The sequence below is a fragment of the Campylobacter sp. RM15925 genome, assembly GCF_012978775.1.
In the GTDB taxonomy this organism is placed as follows: Bacteria; Campylobacterota; Campylobacteria; order Campylobacterales; family Campylobacteraceae; genus Campylobacter_A; species Campylobacter_A canis.
In genome coordinates this window covers 31,772-46,435 of record NZ_LIWP01000006.1, presented here as the reverse complement: position 1 = coordinate 46,435, position 14,664 = coordinate 31,772, and the positions used below count along the sequence as shown (strand labels likewise).

Below are 14,664 nucleotides of genomic sequence, written 5' to 3'. Positions count from 1 at the left end.
TTATGGCAAGATATAGAGGACCTGTTGAAAAATTAGAAAGACGTTTGGGTGTAAGTTTGGCTCTTAAAGGCGAGAGAAGATTGGCCGGTAAATCAGCGCTTGATAAACGCCCTTATGCACCGGGACAGCACGGACAAAGAAGAGCTAAGATCAGCGAATACGGCTTGCAGCTTCGCGAAAAACAAAAAGCTAAATTTATGTATGGAATTTCTGAAAAGCAGTTTAGAAGATTGTTTCAAGAAGCGGCTAGAAGAGAAGGTAATACGGGCGCACTTTTGGTTCAACTTTTAGAGCAAAGACTTGATAACGTAGTTTATAGAATGGGCTTTGCAACAACTAGAAGATTTGCTCGTCAGCTTGTTACTCACGGACATATATTGGTAAATGGCAAAAAAGTAGATATCCCGTCATATAGAGTTGATGCGGGATCTAAGATCGAAATAGTAGAGAAGTCAAAAAACAATCCTCAAATCGTTCGAGCGATTGATCTTACCGCTCAAACTGGAATTGTTTCTTGGGTTGATGTTGAAAAAGATAAAAAATTTGGAATTTTTACAAGAACACCGGAAAGAGAAGAGGTTGTCATTCCTGTAGAGGAAAGATTTATAGTAGAGCTTTATTCTAAATAATAAGAGGTGTAATAATGAGAAAGATTACTACATCAGCTTATATGCCTACAGAGATTGAGGTTCAAAGTATAAGCGAGAATGTTGCTAAAATAACGACCTATCCTTTTGAAGCAGGATACGCCGTAACATTAGCTCATCCGTTGCGCCGTCTGCTTTATAGCAGCACTGTTGGATTTGCTCCTACGGGTGTTAAGATCGAAGGTGTTTCTCATGAGTTTGACTCCATGAGAGGAATGCTTGAAGACGTCGCGCAGTTTATTATAAATTTGAAAAATTTAAGATTTAAGCTTAAAACCGATTCTGAGCGTGAAGTTGTAGAATACTCATTTAAAGGACCGAAAGAGATAAACGGAAAGGACTTAAATAGTTCTATAGTAGAAGTTGTTAATCCTGAAGCATATCTTGCTACTATAAATGAAGATGCTGAGTTTAAATTTTCAGTTATTATCCAAAAAGGCATAGGATATGTTCCAAGTGAAGAAATTCGCGATGCGATGGAAGAGGATTATATAGCTCTTGATGCTTTCTTTACTCCGGTTAAAAAAGCGGTATATGATATTGAAAATGTTTTGGTTGAAGATAATCCAGACTATGAAAAGATAGTTTTTACTGTCACAACTGACGGTCAAGTCGGTGCGATTGAGGCATTTAAGAATGCTGTTGATGCTATGTATCAGCAGATGTCTGTATTTAAAGGAATTTTGGATATTGACATTGCATCACAGATCGGAAGCGGTACAATAAGTGGAGAGCATGCAAAACTACTTCAAAGCGTTGAAGAGCTAAATTTAAGCGCTAGAAGCTTTAATTGTCTTGATAGAGCTGAAGTTAGATTTATTGGCGAGCTTGCCTTAATGGATGAGAATGAGTTAAAAGAGCTTAAAAATTTAGGTAAAAAATCTCTCGAAGAGATAAAAGCCGTTATGGAAGAGATCGGTTATCCCGTAGGTGGCGACGTTCTAAAAGACGGCAAAGACCAGCTCAAAAAGAAGATTGCTGAGCTGAAATCACAAATGAGTGCAAACGAGTAAAGGAAAATAAATGAGACATAGACATGGTTATAGAAAATTAGGCAGAACATCATCTCATCGCTCGGCATTGCTTAAAAATTTAGCAATCGCAATTATAAAAAGCGAAAAAATTGAGACTACTCTGCCAAAAGCAAAAGAGCTGAGAAGCTATATAGAAAAGCTTATCACAAGAGCCAGAAAAGGCGATAGTAACGCTCATAGAGCCGTTTTTGCAAGTCTTCAAGATAAAGAGACTACAAATAAGCTGGTTACTGAGATTGCTCCTAAATTCGTAGGGCGCAACGGCGGCTATACAAGAATAATCAAAACTCGCTTAAGACGCGGCGATGCTGCGGAAATGGCTTATATAGAGCTAGTAAGCGAATAATTTTTTAGAGAGCTTCGGCTCTCTAAAATTTAATCCACATAATCTGCATAAAGTATATTTTTAAATCCGATTTTTACTTCATTTTAAATTTTCAAAGGATACAATTTTAAGTTTAATTATCAAGTTTATTCATAAATTTAACGAAAGAGCTTATGAAAAAATTAGTTTGGCTAAATCCCGTCGTAAAAAGTATGTATCAAGTAAAAAATTTGCAAAAGCTACTTGCTGACAAAGGATTTGAGATTGTAGAGTGCAAGATAAATCATATCCTAAATGTTAAAAATTCATATAAAGCACAATTAAAATCCAAACAGTTCATATTAGACTCTAGATGCCCAAGAGCCGTAAATTTTATAAGTTCGAATTTTAAAGATAAATCAGCTCAAATTTCAACCTTAAATCCCATCTTGATAGAGACTGCACTTGAGCTTAGCGCAAATTTAAAAGATGATGAACATCTTTTTATAACCACTCCTTGCGAGGATTTAGCCGAGCTTGGTAGAGGGTTAAATTTGGCTCGAACCACATTTTTGACATGGAAAGAATTTAGAGAGCTAAATGAGATAAATTTGCCTGCTGTTAGGATAAATTTAAGTCCTATTCCGGTTGGATTTTTTGAAAATTTAGGCGTTAAAGCCATAAGCTTAAAAAGCAAAGATGAGATAGAAAATGCTTTTACTTATAGATTTCACGAGCTTAAGAGATATCAGATCGTCGAGCTTTTACACTGCGAAAACGGCTGCCACAACGGAGACGGCCTATGAGGCAAATTTTCAAAAAGAGCATTTTGATTTTTATTATATTTGCAGCTTGGTATATGGTTTGCGAGCTTGAAATTTTTACCGCCTATATCCTGCCAAGTCCTGCTGCAACCTTTAAAACAATGTTTAACATGGTTTTAAGCGGCGAGCTTGCGACTCACACTTTCATTAGCTTTAAGCGCATTTTTATAGGTTATACCTTTGCTTTTGCGCTTGCTTTACTTCTTGGCGGACTTGCATCGCTCAAGCCTAAAATCACCTCTTATTACGAGTGGATTTTGGAGTTTTTTAGAAATATCCCGCCTCTTAGCTTGATTGCGATTTTAGTACTTTGGTTTGGCATAAACGAGACTCCAAAAGTTATCATCATCGTTCTTGCCTCGTTTTTTCCGATGTTTTTAAGTATCTCCAAGGGACTAACGAGTTGCGATATCAAGCTCATTGAAGTAGGTAAAATTTTCGGTTTTAGCAAATTTGAAATTTTTTACAAAATCATCTTAAAAAGCGCGCTTAAAGATATCTTTGTCGGTATGCGTATCGGCTTTGGATATGCGATGAGGGCTATCATAGGAGCTGAGATGATCGCGGCGTCAAGCGGGCTTGGCTACCTTATCCTTGATGCAGAGGAGCTTTCGCGCGCAGATAGGATATTTGTGGGTATCTTTACGATTGGAGTTTGCGGGGTGCTGATTGACCGTATATTTTTAAAGCTCATATCTAAATTTGAGCCCTTAAAGGCTGACAGATGATACAAATATCAAATTTATCCAAGAGCTTTGTCATTCAAGATAAGAGCTTTGAAATTTTAAAAAATTTAAATTTGACTATAAAAAAAGACAAGATTACCGTAGTTCTTGGTAGAAGCGGATGTGGTAAAACCACTCTTTTGCGTCTTATCTCAGAGCTTGAAAATCCAACCGCAGGCGAGATTGATATCAAGCAAGGCGCTAAAATCGGATTTGTTTTTCAAGAGGCTAGGCTCATGCCTTTTTTAAACGTATATGAAAATATCGTTTTTTCGCTTAAAAAACATGAGATAAACGAGGCTAAAATCGATAAACTAATCGACACGATAGGGCTTAGCGAGTTTAAATTCGCTGCTCCTTCTCAGCTTTCAGGCGGCATGGCTTCTCGCGTGGCGCTTGCAAGAGTGCTTGCGTATGAGGCGAATTTGATCCTCATGGATGAGCCTTTTGCAGCGCTTGATGCCTTTACGAGAGCTAATATGCAGGCTGAAATTTTAAAGATTCAAGCGGATAAAACCATCCTTTTTGTAACGCACAACATCGATGAAGCGCTGTTTTTGGCCGACGAGATAATCCTACTTGAAAACGGCGCTATCAAAGCAAGTTATGATTTATCAAATTTAGCTAAGCCCAGAGATCTGCTTGAGGGCGATCTCATAAGGCTAAAGCGCGAAATTTTAGCTCACATTTAGCGATCTATCTCGCATTCTAGTGCAAACGGCAAAATTTGCCGAGTTATCCTTAAAGCCGAATTTCTCTAAAAAAGCGATCGCATCTTTACCTTTGCTAATCGGCGTTACGACCCAAGTCGTAGTATTCTTAAATTTCTTGTTGAAAGCCTCCATGAGTGCAGTTCCAACGCCTTTGCGTTGATAGTCTTTGTGCACCATGATCGAGTAAAGATATGAAGTTGCAAAATTATCCCTGTCGCAAAACGCTTCAAGTGTGCCGATCGTCTTATCCCCAAGCTTAGCCATAGCGACATAGTCATACGTCCTAAACATATCATAATGCGCCCATTGCATATCTTTTCTGGTGTGCTCTTTACTCGCCCAACCGATACTTAGCATTATCTCATCGATATCTGCGGGATTGAAATTTCCGGAATTTTCCAAAATAACTAAATCTTTCATCTTTACTCCTTTGAATGATTTGAAATTTGCAAAAAGCATTATAGTAATTGATAATTAAAACCAAGATAAAGTTAAGTTTTTATATAATTTTATTTTAAAATATCAAAAAGGAGAAAAGATGAGAAAAATTTTTAAAATTTTATGTGCGTTTTCTTTGCTTTGCTCTATTGCAAACGCTAAAGAAGGCTTAGACAAAATCGGCATAACTTACGTCAAATCACCGCTAAACGTCCCTTCAATCGTCGATAAATTCAAAGGCTTTTACGCCAAATCATTTGGCGTGCCGGTTGAATACTTTGAGATAACCTCAGGAGCCAAGCAGACTCAAGCGCTTGCGTCAAATTCGCTTCAGTTTCTTAACTGCGTGGGCGGCACTTCGGTTATCCTAGCAGCCGCAAACAAGGCTGACATCAAGATCATAAGCGCGTATTCAAGAGCGCCTGAAGCTTTTGTGATATTTGCAAAAGATAAAAGCATAAAATCGCCAAAAGATCTAAAAGGCAAAAAGATCGCAGGGCCAAAAGGCACGATATTAAACGAGCTTTTAGTTAGATACCTTGCGCTTGGAGGACTTGGCATAAACGACGTTGAGTTTATATCCATGGGTATCCCGCCTGCGCAAGCCGCACTTGAAAACGGAAGCGTTGATATGGCGCTTTTAGCGGGACCTGCCGCCTATAACGCACAAAAATCGGGACTTCACATCGTAACTACGGGCAAAGGCGTGATAAGCCCCGTGATAGTAACTGCGACAAGCGGAGAGTTTTATAAGAAGCACAAAGATTTAGTTGAAAAATTTAAAAAGACTCAAGATGAAATTTTAGAATTTATAAAAGCAAACGAAGAAGAGGCGCTTAAATTTACCGCCGAGGAGACAGGACTTAGCATAGAGGCCGTTAAAAGCATGTATCCTCAGTATGATTTTAGCTCAAAGATCACGGCTGAAGATATAAAAGCGCTTGAGGCTACTCAGGAATTTATGCTTGAAAGTAAGATGATAGAGCAAAAAATAGACATAAAATCACTTCTGCTAAACTAAAATTTTAAGGGCGGATTCGCCCTTAAACCTTAAAAACTCCCGAAACTTCCAAAATTTAAAATTTATTTTGCCAAAGTAGGTGTATAATTCAAACAAAAACAAAGGGCAAGAGATGATCCCATTTACAGATGAAGAGCTTTTAAAACCTGTTAGCGCAAGCTTGCAAAAGGTAATGCCTATGCTTGAGCGAGACGGCGGCGGCATGGAGCTTTTAGGTATAAAAAACGGCAAAGTTTATGTTCGCCTAACGGGGCATTGCCACGGTTGTGCAGCCAGCGGAACTACTCTTAAATACGGTATCGAAAGACAGCTTAGAATGGATATTCACCCCGAGCTTGAGGTAATAAATATCCCTATCGGAGAAGAGGTAAGATTAGATTGATTGATTATAAAAAACTTGGTATCAAGGCCTTTTATAAAGGCAGCTTTGACGAGGCTATAAATTATTTTTCTTTGGCTTACGATAAAAAAAAGGATAAAAGGCTTTTGTTTTTTATCATGATTTGCTCGCTTGCTAAAACCAGACACGATGAAGCCATGATGCTGTTTGAAATTTTTAAAGTTAAAGAAAAAGTCGGCATGAGCGCTGAGGATTTGGACGAAATTTTAGCTACTTTGGAGTCTAAATTTGATGAAAAAGACGAGCTTGAAGCTCAAAACGCCATAAGTTATGATGATTTTATGGATGCGGTTAAAAAAGAGGGAAATTTCAAAAGCGTTTTTGAAGATATAATGTTCTCAACTAGGGTTATGATAAACAATCGCGATGATTTTTTAGACTTTTTAGAAAATTTAATTAAAAATGATTTTATAGAGATGGGATTAAACTACCTTGAAAGCGCGGCTGTGTTATTTGCTGGCGACGAGAGGTTAAACTCTTTGATTTGCGAGATAAGCAAAAGGCGCAAAAGTGAAAATTTACATTGAAAATTCATTTATCACGGACAATTCAAACGAATGCGAAGAGGAGTGTTTGTTTGTCCAAACTCACACAAACTCGAAATTTACTCAAAACGCTATAGATAAAGGCGCTAAAATCATCAGCCTAAAGGAGTGTAAAAAGCTCTTAAACATAGATGAAAATATCAAGATAATAGGCATAACAGGCACAAACGGCAAGACGACAACTGCTGCGGCGATTTATTCTATTTTGCTTGATTTGGGTTATAAGTGCGGACTTTGCGGAACCCGTGGAGCTTTTATAAATGATGAGCGAATAGATCAAAAGGCGCTTACCACAAGCGAAATTTTACGCACGCTTAGTTATTTAAAATCCGCCGGTGAGCAAAAATGCGAGTATTTCGTGATGGAGGTAAGCTCTCACGCGATAGATCAAAATCGCATAGAAGAGCTTAAATTCGCAGCTAAAATTTTTACGAATTTAACTCAAGATCATCTTGATTATCACAAAACATTTGAGGAGTATGCACGCGTTAAGAGCAGCTTTTTTGAAGATGACAGCTTAAAAATTATAAACATAGACGACGGAAATTTGAAATTTAACGCTAAAAATGCGCTTACTTACTCTCTTAGAAAGCACGCATCATTTTCGCCTATCGCTTACGGACTAAAAAACGGCATAAACGCTATTATTAAAACCCCAAAAGGCGATCTTGAGATAGCTTCGAATTTGCAGGGTGAATTTAACCTCTATAACCTTATCGCCGCCACCGCTTGCGTTGTTAGCTTAACGGATAAGAGTTGCGAGGAGATTTCATCTGCGGTTAGTAATTTTGGCGGCGTTGAGGGCAGGATGGAGGTTGTTAGCCAAGATCCTCTCGTTGTCGTTGATTTTGCTCATACGCCCGATGGGATCGAGAAAGTTTTAAGCGCACTTTGCCACTATGAGCAAGTTGTCGTTTTTGGAGCCGGAGGCGATAGGGATAACACCAAGCGTCCTAAGATGGGCTCTATCGTGCAGCATTTTGCAAAGCTTTGCATAGTAACAAGCGACAATCCAAGAAGCGAAGAGCCGATGTCAATCATCCAGCAGATATATAACGGCATGCAAATGAACGATACCGTTATCTGCGAGCCTGATCGCAAAAAAGCGATTGAAATCGGGCTAAAAAGCCTAAAAGAAGGGCAAATTTTAGTGATTTTGGGCAAAGGAGACGAGCCTTATCAGGAGATAAAAGGGGTTAAATATCCTTTTAGCGATAAGGAGGTCGTTTTGGAATTTTTAGGAAGAAAAGATAGATAATTGCCTGCGAAATTTGACCTAATTTTTAGCGCGAGATAAATAAGGAGTTTTTTTGAGAGTAGAAGTTTTAGCAAGTAAAATCCACAGAGCCGTTGTAACGGATGCGAATTTAAACTACGTAGGCTCTATAACCATCGATGAAGAGCTTATAAATGCTGCAAATTTAACGGAATTTCAAAAGGTCGAAATTCTAAACGTAAATAACGGCGAGAGATTTTCCACATATGTCATAAAAGGCGACAAAAAAGGCGAGATCTGCTTAAACGGTGCTGCTGCAAGAAAAGTTTGTATCGGTGATGTAGTTATAATCGTAGCTTACGCAACTATGAAATTTAAAAAAGCTAAAAAATTTGAGCCCACGATAGTTCATGTAAATGAAAAAAACGAGATAGTTTGATTAAACAAATTTGCTTAAAATTTTATTTTTTATTCCGCTTAAAAAGCTCATAAATTTTGATTTTACGCTTAGCTTGCAAGCTGTTTGAAAAAATTATATAAGCTCAAATTTGTTATAATCAAGCAAAATTGAAAAGGATTTTTTATGTTTGAAGGACTTGATTTATCGAAAATGAACCATATGCTTGAAGAGGTTCAAAAAAAGGCGCGCGAGCTTGAAAATGAGACCTCAAGCAGAGAATTTAGCGTAAAAAGCGGTGGCGGACTTATCAGCGTCAAAGCAAACGGCAAGGGCGAACTGCTTGACATCACGATAGACGATAGTCTACTTGAAGATAAGGAGAGTTTGCAGATTTTACTGATTAGTGCGGTAAATGACGTGATGAAAATGGTCGAGGATGATAAAAGGCATCTTGCCGCAAAGATGCTTGGTGGATTTGCGGGAATGGGCGGCAAATGAGAAAAATTTTATTTCTCATATCTTTATGTGCATTGGCTTTTAGCGCACCGCGCCCGACTCAAGATGATTTTAACGCCTGCTACGAAAAAAACCTCCCAAGTATAGTAAACGTCGCAGGTCATGAAGGCATCGCACTTAGCCCTAATCTAATCGCGGTTGTAAAAAAAGATGAGATGCCGCTTAGAAACTACATAAAATTTGATCCTTTTTTAGGGCTTTATCTGGTCGCTTCGGATATGAGCCTTGATCCTATCAAGATGAGCGAGGATAACAGAACTAAAAAAAGCGATTGGGTGAGTGTTACAAAGGATATCAACTCAACCGTTTACGGGCACGTTAAATCTCTTGGCGAAAGGCTTGGCGAGCTTGATACGCTTACTTTTGACGTAAATGATACCACAGCCGTGCTATCGGCATGTTGCAACTTAAGAGGCATTAGCGTGGGCGGAAACAAATTTATCCCGAATAGATATTTAAGACACTTTATAGCTTATCCAGATGTTTATTATGGCGATGTCGGGGCTGTCTTTGAAGCAATGGACGGCAAATTTTACGTAAAAAGCGTAGAACAGCTCGGGCGAGGTCAAGCTCTCATGGCAAAAGATGAAATTTTATCTATAAATAAAGAGAAATTTAAAACCTTAAGAGAGCTAAATGAGAGAATTTTATTTGCTAAAAAGGGCGAAATTTTAACTTTTGAGATTATGCGCGACGGAGTTGTCGAAAGATTTAACATAGCCGTTTCGGACTCGGCTGGTGCAAAAGATAAAAAATCCAAAGATGAGATGAAGCCTGATGTTAAGAGCCAAGAGACAAAAGAGATAAAGCAGGCAAATACGACTAATGATTTCTTCAAAACTCAAGGCATAACTCTTGACGGACAGCTAAACGTTAAGAAGGTAGATGAAGGCTCAAAAGCGGCAAATTTCGGCATCAAAACAGGCGATAAGCTGATACAGGTTGGTAAAAATCAAGTGAAAAATCGCAACGACGCCATCAAGCTAACATCAAAAAACAGCGCCGAGCATATCTTGCTGTTTAGGCGAAACGGATTTGATTTTTTCTATAAAGCAAGATGATGAGAAGCGAAAATTTACTAGAGGAATTTAAGTCTTTTTTACGAGAAAATTTGCCAAGTGCGCCTAGTTTTCATCCAAATTTCGATGAAGCTTTAAAATACATGCTTCTTGCGGGAGGCAAACATTTTCGAGCTATGCTTGTGCTTGGCGTAGTAAATGCACTAAAGCCTGAGATGCTAAAGAGCGCATTTGACGTAGCTTTGGGATTTGAGCTTATGCATACATATTCGCTTGTACATGATGATTTGCCTTTGATGGATGATTCAGATCTTAGACGCGGAAAGCCTACATTGCATGTTAAATACGACGACGTAACGGCGATTTTAGTCGGAGACGGCTTAAATACTCACGCCTTTTATCAAATTTCAAAGGCTAATTTAGATCCTAAAACAGCTTTAAAATGCGTTGAAATTTTATCTCTAAACGCAGGCGTATCGGGCATGGTTTTGGGGCAAGCGATTGATTGCTTTTTTGAAACGAGCCAAAAAGCAAAAGCCGCGAGAGAGAAATTTAAAGTGGCGGACAGGCGGCTAAATTTAGAGGAGCTTACCTTCTTGCATATCCATAAAACCGCAAAGCTAATCGCCGCTAGTTTAAAAGCAGGCTGCGTAATAGCTCAGATGAGCGATGAGGTGTGCGAGAAAATTTATCAAATCGGACTTGACCTAGGTCTTGCATTTCAAATTCAAGATGACATCATCGATGCCACTACGAGTGCAAATGAAGCGGGCAAGCCTACCGGAAACGACGGCATGAAAAACTCATTTACAAATTTACTCGGTGTCAAAGAAGCCATAGAGACAAAAAACAAAATGATAGATAAAATTCAAGACGATTTAAGGGAATTTGAGCCTAAAATGGGCGAGATGATCTTAAATTTGATAGATAAGCATTTGCGTTAATTTTAAGAAGGGAATTAAGATGTTAAAAAAACAAGCGGACACTATAAGATTTTTATGTGCGGATATGGTTCAAAAGGCAAATAGCGGCCATCCGGGAGCGCCGATGGGGCTAGCGGATATCATGGTCGTGCTTATGAAATTTTTAAATCACAATCCAAAAAATCCAAACTGGCTTAATCGCGATAGGCTTGTTTTTAGCGGCGGGCATGCAAGCAGTTTGGTTTATAGCTTTTTACATCTAAGCGGATATGATCTAAGCCTTGACGAGCTTAAAAATTTCCGTCAGCTCGGCTCTCTTACGCCGGGACACCCTGAAATTCACACAAAAGGCGTTGAAGTGGCAACCGGTCCTCTTGGACAAGGGATCGCTAATGCGGTTGGGTTTGCTATGGCCGCAAAATATGCTGCGAATTTGCTAAATTTGCCTGATAACGAAGTGATAAATCATAAGGTGTATTGTCTTTGCGGTGACGGGGATTTGCAAGAGGGCATAAGCTATGAAGCGTGTGCGATAGCCGGAAATTTAAAGCTTGATAATTTAGTCGTGATTTACGACTCAAACAACATAACTATCGAAGGCGACACTTCTATAGCATGGAGCGAGGATGTAAAGGCGCGCTTTGAAGCCCAAGGCTGGGACGTGGCTCGTATCAACGGGCATGATTACGATGAGATAGAGTTCGCGCTCGAGCAGGCAAAGGAGAAGGAGTGTCCTTATCTCATTATCGCAAACACTCGCATCGCAAAGGGTGCGGGCGAGCTTGAAGGAAGTCATCATAGTCACGGCGCACCGCTTGGTGAAGATGTGATCAAAGCTGCAAAAACGGCTGCGGGATTTGACCCTGAAGTAAAATTTGCCATAGATGAAGACGTGCTTTTTAGATTTAGAGCCGCTGTGGAAAAAGGCGATTTGGCAGAGGCTTTATGGAATAAACAGATAGAAAAATTAAGCGCGGATAGCAAGAAAATTTTAAATTCGCTTTTAAATCCTGATTTTTCAAAGATAAATTTCCCTGATTTTACCGATAAAAAAGTAGCCACAAGGGATAGCAACGGCGTAATCATGAACGAGATCGCCAAAGTCTTGCCGGGATTTATCGGCGGAAGTGCTGATTTAGCACCTTCAAACAAGACCGAATTAAAAGGCATGGGCGATTTTCCAAACGGTCGCAATATCCACTACGGAATTCGTGAGCATGCAATGGCTGCGATAAATAACGCCTTTGCCAGATACGGACTATTTTTGCCGTTTTCGGCGACATTTTTTATATTTAGCGACTATCTCAAGCCAAGTGCTAGGATAGCCGCACTTATGGGCATTAAACACTTTTTCGTTTTCACTCACGATAGTATCGGCGTGGGCGAAGACGGACCTACTCATCAGCCTATAGAGCAACTAAGTCAGTTTAGAGCTATGCCGAATTTTTATACATTTCGTCCTGCCGATGGTAATGAAAACGCCAAATGCTGGCAAGTTGCTTTAAATTTAAGCGCTCCTTGCGCGTTTGTTTGTTCTCGTCAGGGACTTGATCCTCTGCAAAGCGGAGAATTCGGTAGCGTTGAAAACGGAGCTTATCTTCTTAAATCTCAACCAAATGCCAAAATCACATTTGTATCAAGCGGTAGCGAAGTGAGCTTGTGTGTAAAAGCTGCAAATTTACTCAAAGAAAACGGCGTAGGCGCAAACGTGGTTTCTGCGCCTTGTTTTGATCTGCTTTGTAAACAGCCTAAAGAGTATGTGGATAAAATTTTAGATCCAAACACCAAAATCATAGCCGTTGAAGCTGCAACCGCGATGGAGTGGTATAAGTTCGCCGATATCGTCTATGGAATGCAAAGTTTTGGCGAAAGCGGCAAGGCTGAAATGCTGTTTGAGCATTTTGGATTTAGCCCTGAAAAGCTTTGTAAATTTGCTATGCAAGCCGTTAAGTGAAATTTGAAGTTAAAGTGTTCGGTGAAATTTTAGAAAAGAGAGGCCTTTAATGGAAATTTCACATATCATCTTGCTTGCAGTCATTCAAGGCATAAGCGAGTTTTTGCCCATATCAAGCTCCGCTCACCTCGTGCTAGTGCCAAAACTGCTAGGCTGGAGCGATCAGGGACTTGCCTTTGACGTGGCGGTGCATGTAGGCACTCTTGTGGCGATTTTGTTTTATTTTAAAGATAGGATATTGTCGCTTTTAAGCGACTTTTTTGCTTCTATTAAGGCGCGTAAAAAAGTTGGCGATAGCGCGCTTGTCTGGTCGGTCGGATTTGCGACGATCCCTGTGGGGCTTGCAGGCTTACTCTTGAATGACTTTATCGAAAATTACGCAAGAAGCGGCATTATCATAGCATTTACGACTATATTTTTTGGTGTAGTGCTTTATTTTGCGGATAAAAATCACGGCTCAAAAAGCGAATATGATATGACTATTAAGCTTGCTCTTATCATCGGTGCGGCTCAAATTTTAGCTCTTATTCCGGGTGTTTCTCGCTCGGGCATTACTATGAGTGCGGCGCTATTTTTAGGATTTAGCAGAACAGGAAGTGCAAACTTCTCTTTTCTCATGTCTATACCCGTTATATTGCTTGCGGGCGGACTTGAAGCGGTTAAGCTTGTAAGGCTTAAAGAGGCGGTTGCTTGGGGAGATCTTGCTATAGCGATGTCGGTAAGTGCAGTAAGTGCTTATCTGTGCGTGAAACTGTTTATGGTGGTTATCTCTAAGATGAGTATGCTTCCTTTTGTTGTTTACAGACTTGTTTTAGGTGTGTTTTTGTTTTTGATGTTTGTATAAGTTGATTTGCCTAGCTTTGTACTTATAGCTTCTTAAAACTCTTTTTATGCTTTTTTATCTTCTTTATCGCCCAATCATAGTGCGAAGAGGTGGCTGATATACAGTAACTTCCAAGCGTAGAGTTAAGAGTATAGGCAAATTTGCCTTTAGTAAAAAGCTCTTCATCGCTGAATTTATCAACTGCTTTTATGACCTCTTTGTGGCTATTTTTTAGCAAAATTTTGGCTGTATTAAGCGGTGTGTTTTGGTGTTTTTGCCAAATTTCAATATTCATCTTCGGATATGTTCGCCAGTTGTAAGGATGCGGTAAAAACGGCTTTATCTCTTTTGAATTTTGATTTGATCTGATGAAATTTAAAAGCAAAACATGCCACTCGTAAAGATGCATAAGCACATCTTTTATATTTTTATCTCTATCTTCAAAGTTAAATTTCATCTCCTGCTCTTCTGTGCCCATAGATTCGATAAGATCAAAAAGTTTAATAAAATTTCCATTCGCAAGCGAGATCAGATCGTCTTTTGTGGTAGGTCGTGGCATGGTTTATCCTTTGCATAAAATTTAAGCGCAAATTTATTGTAGTTTTTTTGGAGTTAAATTTACGAATTCGCTTTCATGTCGCGCGGGCTTGACAGGTCTAAATCAATTAAGCCGATGAAGCCTCTCTTCAAGCATTCTATCAAATAAGCTAAATAGAGTTTGCGACGCTTCTTCTGTTTTTTGGAAATTTTGTGCGATCAGACTCTCGTCGCTATCTATAGCTAACGAATCGTTGATGAGCTTATGAACTTCGGAGTGAGGTTTATCAAGCTGCTTAAATATCTCGCTTGAGCCAAAAATTTCCCTGCCGTCGCCTTGATACCATTTGCCAAGTCTGCAGCTATGATGATCGCTCATTTTTTCTTGATCTTGTTTTGAAATTTTCTCATAGCCGTTTACTTTAAACACGACGTGATCGGTCTTTGCCAGTGTGATAAAAAGCTCGTAATATAAATTTTCAGTCTCTTTTTGAATTTTGTTTAACTTATCCTTAAAGTAGTTGTTATATCGCTATTTAAACAAATCAAGTTGGTTTGGTGTATTTGGCGGCTCTATTGTATTCTTGATTAACACAACCAGCTATTTGATTTTATACGACATTTG

Annotated in this window: 19 protein-coding genes; 16 read left to right on the top strand and 3 right to left on the bottom strand. The window is 39.1% G+C overall.

Translation table 11 applies throughout. The features are described 5' to 3' along the window. Positions 1-2 precede the first annotated feature (2 nt). The 6 genes from rpsD (at position 3) to CDOM15925_RS04980 (ending at position 4,226) form a co-directional block, all read left to right on the top strand. On the top strand, positions 3-629 hold the full coding sequence (gene rpsD, locus CDOM15925_RS05005; protein WP_169941720.1) for a 30S ribosomal protein S4: 627 nt from the start codon (positions 3-5) through the stop codon (positions 627-629). A 14-nt stretch (positions 630-643) separates the two neighbouring features. Beyond that, the gene (locus CDOM15925_RS05000) at positions 644-1,660 is read left to right on the top strand and encodes a DNA-directed RNA polymerase subunit alpha (RefSeq protein WP_169941718.1); all 1,017 of its coding nucleotides are present in this window, start codon (positions 644-646) and stop codon (positions 1,658-1,660) included. A gap of 10 nt (positions 1,661-1,670) precedes the next feature. Further along, on the top strand, positions 1,671-2,027 hold the full coding sequence (gene rplQ, locus CDOM15925_RS04995) for a 50S ribosomal protein L17 (RefSeq protein ID WP_169941716.1): 357 nt from the start codon (positions 1,671-1,673) through the stop codon (positions 2,025-2,027). 152 nt (positions 2,028-2,179) lie between these two features. Further along, entirely contained in the window at positions 2,180-2,791 is a 612-nt protein-coding gene (locus CDOM15925_RS04990) for a hypothetical protein (protein WP_169941714.1), read from the top strand. Then, the gene (locus CDOM15925_RS04985; RefSeq protein WP_169941712.1) at positions 2,788-3,537 is read left to right on the top strand and encodes an ABC transporter permease; all 750 of its coding nucleotides are present in this window, start codon (positions 2,788-2,790) and stop codon (positions 3,535-3,537) included. Before CDOM15925_RS04990 ends, CDOM15925_RS04985 begins: the two co-directional genes overlap by 4 nt. Further along, positions 3,534-4,226 (top strand): ABC transporter ATP-binding protein, encoded by a 693-nt coding sequence (locus CDOM15925_RS04980; RefSeq protein ID WP_169941711.1) that lies wholly within the window; start codon positions 3,534-3,536, stop codon positions 4,224-4,226. The genes CDOM15925_RS04985 and CDOM15925_RS04980 overlap by 4 nt, the downstream gene beginning before the upstream one ends. On the opposite strand, the gene CDOM15925_RS04975 is transcribed toward CDOM15925_RS04980, so the two are convergent. Beyond that, complete coding sequence (locus tag CDOM15925_RS04975) at positions 4,212-4,667, bottom strand: GNAT family N-acetyltransferase (protein ID WP_169941709.1); 456 nt, start codon at positions 4,665-4,667, stop codon at positions 4,212-4,214. The two genes, CDOM15925_RS04980 and CDOM15925_RS04975, sit on opposite strands and share 15 nt — an antisense overlap. 118 nt (positions 4,668-4,785) lie before the next feature. On the opposite strand from CDOM15925_RS04975, the gene CDOM15925_RS04970 reads away from it, so the two are divergent. The 10 genes from CDOM15925_RS04970 (at position 4,786) to CDOM15925_RS04925 (ending at position 13,523) form a co-directional block, all read left to right on the top strand. Further along, positions 4,786-5,706 carry an ABC transporter substrate-binding protein gene (locus CDOM15925_RS04970; RefSeq protein ID WP_169941707.1) on the top strand — a complete coding sequence of 307 codons (921 nt, stop codon included), beginning with the start codon at positions 4,786-4,788 and terminating at the stop codon, positions 5,704-5,706. Between the two features lie 112 nt (positions 5,707-5,818). Continuing rightward, positions 5,819-6,088, top strand: coding sequence for a NifU family protein (locus tag CDOM15925_RS04965; protein ID WP_169941705.1), 270 nt, complete (start codon positions 5,819-5,821; stop codon positions 6,086-6,088). Beyond that, positions 6,085-6,633, top strand: a complete 549-nt coding sequence (locus CDOM15925_RS04960) for a histidine kinase (protein WP_169941703.1) — start codon at positions 6,085-6,087, stop codon at positions 6,631-6,633. The genes CDOM15925_RS04965 and CDOM15925_RS04960 overlap by 4 nt, the downstream gene beginning before the upstream one ends. Continuing rightward, on the top strand, positions 6,617-7,909 hold the full coding sequence (locus CDOM15925_RS04955; RefSeq protein WP_169941701.1) for a UDP-N-acetylmuramoyl-L-alanyl-D-glutamate--2,6-diaminopimelate ligase: 1,293 nt from the start codon (positions 6,617-6,619) through the stop codon (positions 7,907-7,909). The genes CDOM15925_RS04960 and CDOM15925_RS04955 overlap by 17 nt, the downstream gene beginning before the upstream one ends. A 52-nt stretch (positions 7,910-7,961) precedes the next feature. Next, entirely contained in the window at positions 7,962-8,306 is a 345-nt protein-coding gene (panD, locus tag CDOM15925_RS04950; protein WP_169941699.1) for an aspartate 1-decarboxylase, read from the top strand. A gap of 144 nt (positions 8,307-8,450) precedes the next feature. Continuing rightward, positions 8,451-8,765: a YbaB/EbfC family nucleoid-associated protein gene (locus CDOM15925_RS04945; protein WP_169941697.1), complete on the top strand. Its 315-nt coding sequence runs from the start codon at positions 8,451-8,453 to the stop codon at positions 8,763-8,765. Continuing rightward, the gene (locus CDOM15925_RS04940) at positions 8,762-9,844 is read left to right on the top strand and encodes a DUF7488 domain-containing protein (protein ID WP_169941695.1); all 1,083 of its coding nucleotides are present in this window, start codon (positions 8,762-8,764) and stop codon (positions 9,842-9,844) included. Before CDOM15925_RS04945 ends, CDOM15925_RS04940 begins: the two co-directional genes overlap by 4 nt. Further along, on the top strand, positions 9,844-10,746 hold the full coding sequence (locus CDOM15925_RS04935) for a polyprenyl synthetase family protein (protein ID WP_169941693.1): 903 nt from the start codon (positions 9,844-9,846) through the stop codon (positions 10,744-10,746). Before CDOM15925_RS04940 ends, CDOM15925_RS04935 begins: the two co-directional genes overlap by 1 nt. 19 nt (positions 10,747-10,765) lie before the next feature. Next, on the top strand, positions 10,766-12,679 hold the full coding sequence (tkt, locus tag CDOM15925_RS04930; RefSeq protein ID WP_169941691.1) for a transketolase: 1,914 nt from the start codon (positions 10,766-10,768) through the stop codon (positions 12,677-12,679). A 49-nt stretch (positions 12,680-12,728) separates the two neighbouring features. Beyond that, the gene (locus CDOM15925_RS04925; protein ID WP_169941689.1) at positions 12,729-13,523 is read left to right on the top strand and encodes an undecaprenyl-diphosphate phosphatase; all 795 of its coding nucleotides are present in this window, start codon (positions 12,729-12,731) and stop codon (positions 13,521-13,523) included. 22 nt (positions 13,524-13,545) lie between these two features. Here CDOM15925_RS04925 and CDOM15925_RS04920 read toward each other — a convergent pair whose 3' ends face one another. Next, positions 13,546-14,061: a ClbS/DfsB family four-helix bundle protein gene (locus CDOM15925_RS04920; RefSeq protein ID WP_169941687.1), complete on the bottom strand. Its 516-nt coding sequence runs from the start codon at positions 14,059-14,061 to the stop codon at positions 13,546-13,548. Between the two features lie 102 nt (positions 14,062-14,163). Next, positions 14,164-14,469 carry a CZB domain-containing protein gene (locus CDOM15925_RS04915; protein ID WP_169941685.1) on the bottom strand — a complete coding sequence of 102 codons (306 nt, stop codon included), beginning with the start codon at positions 14,467-14,469 and terminating at the stop codon, positions 14,164-14,166. Positions 14,470-14,664 lie beyond the last annotated feature (195 nt).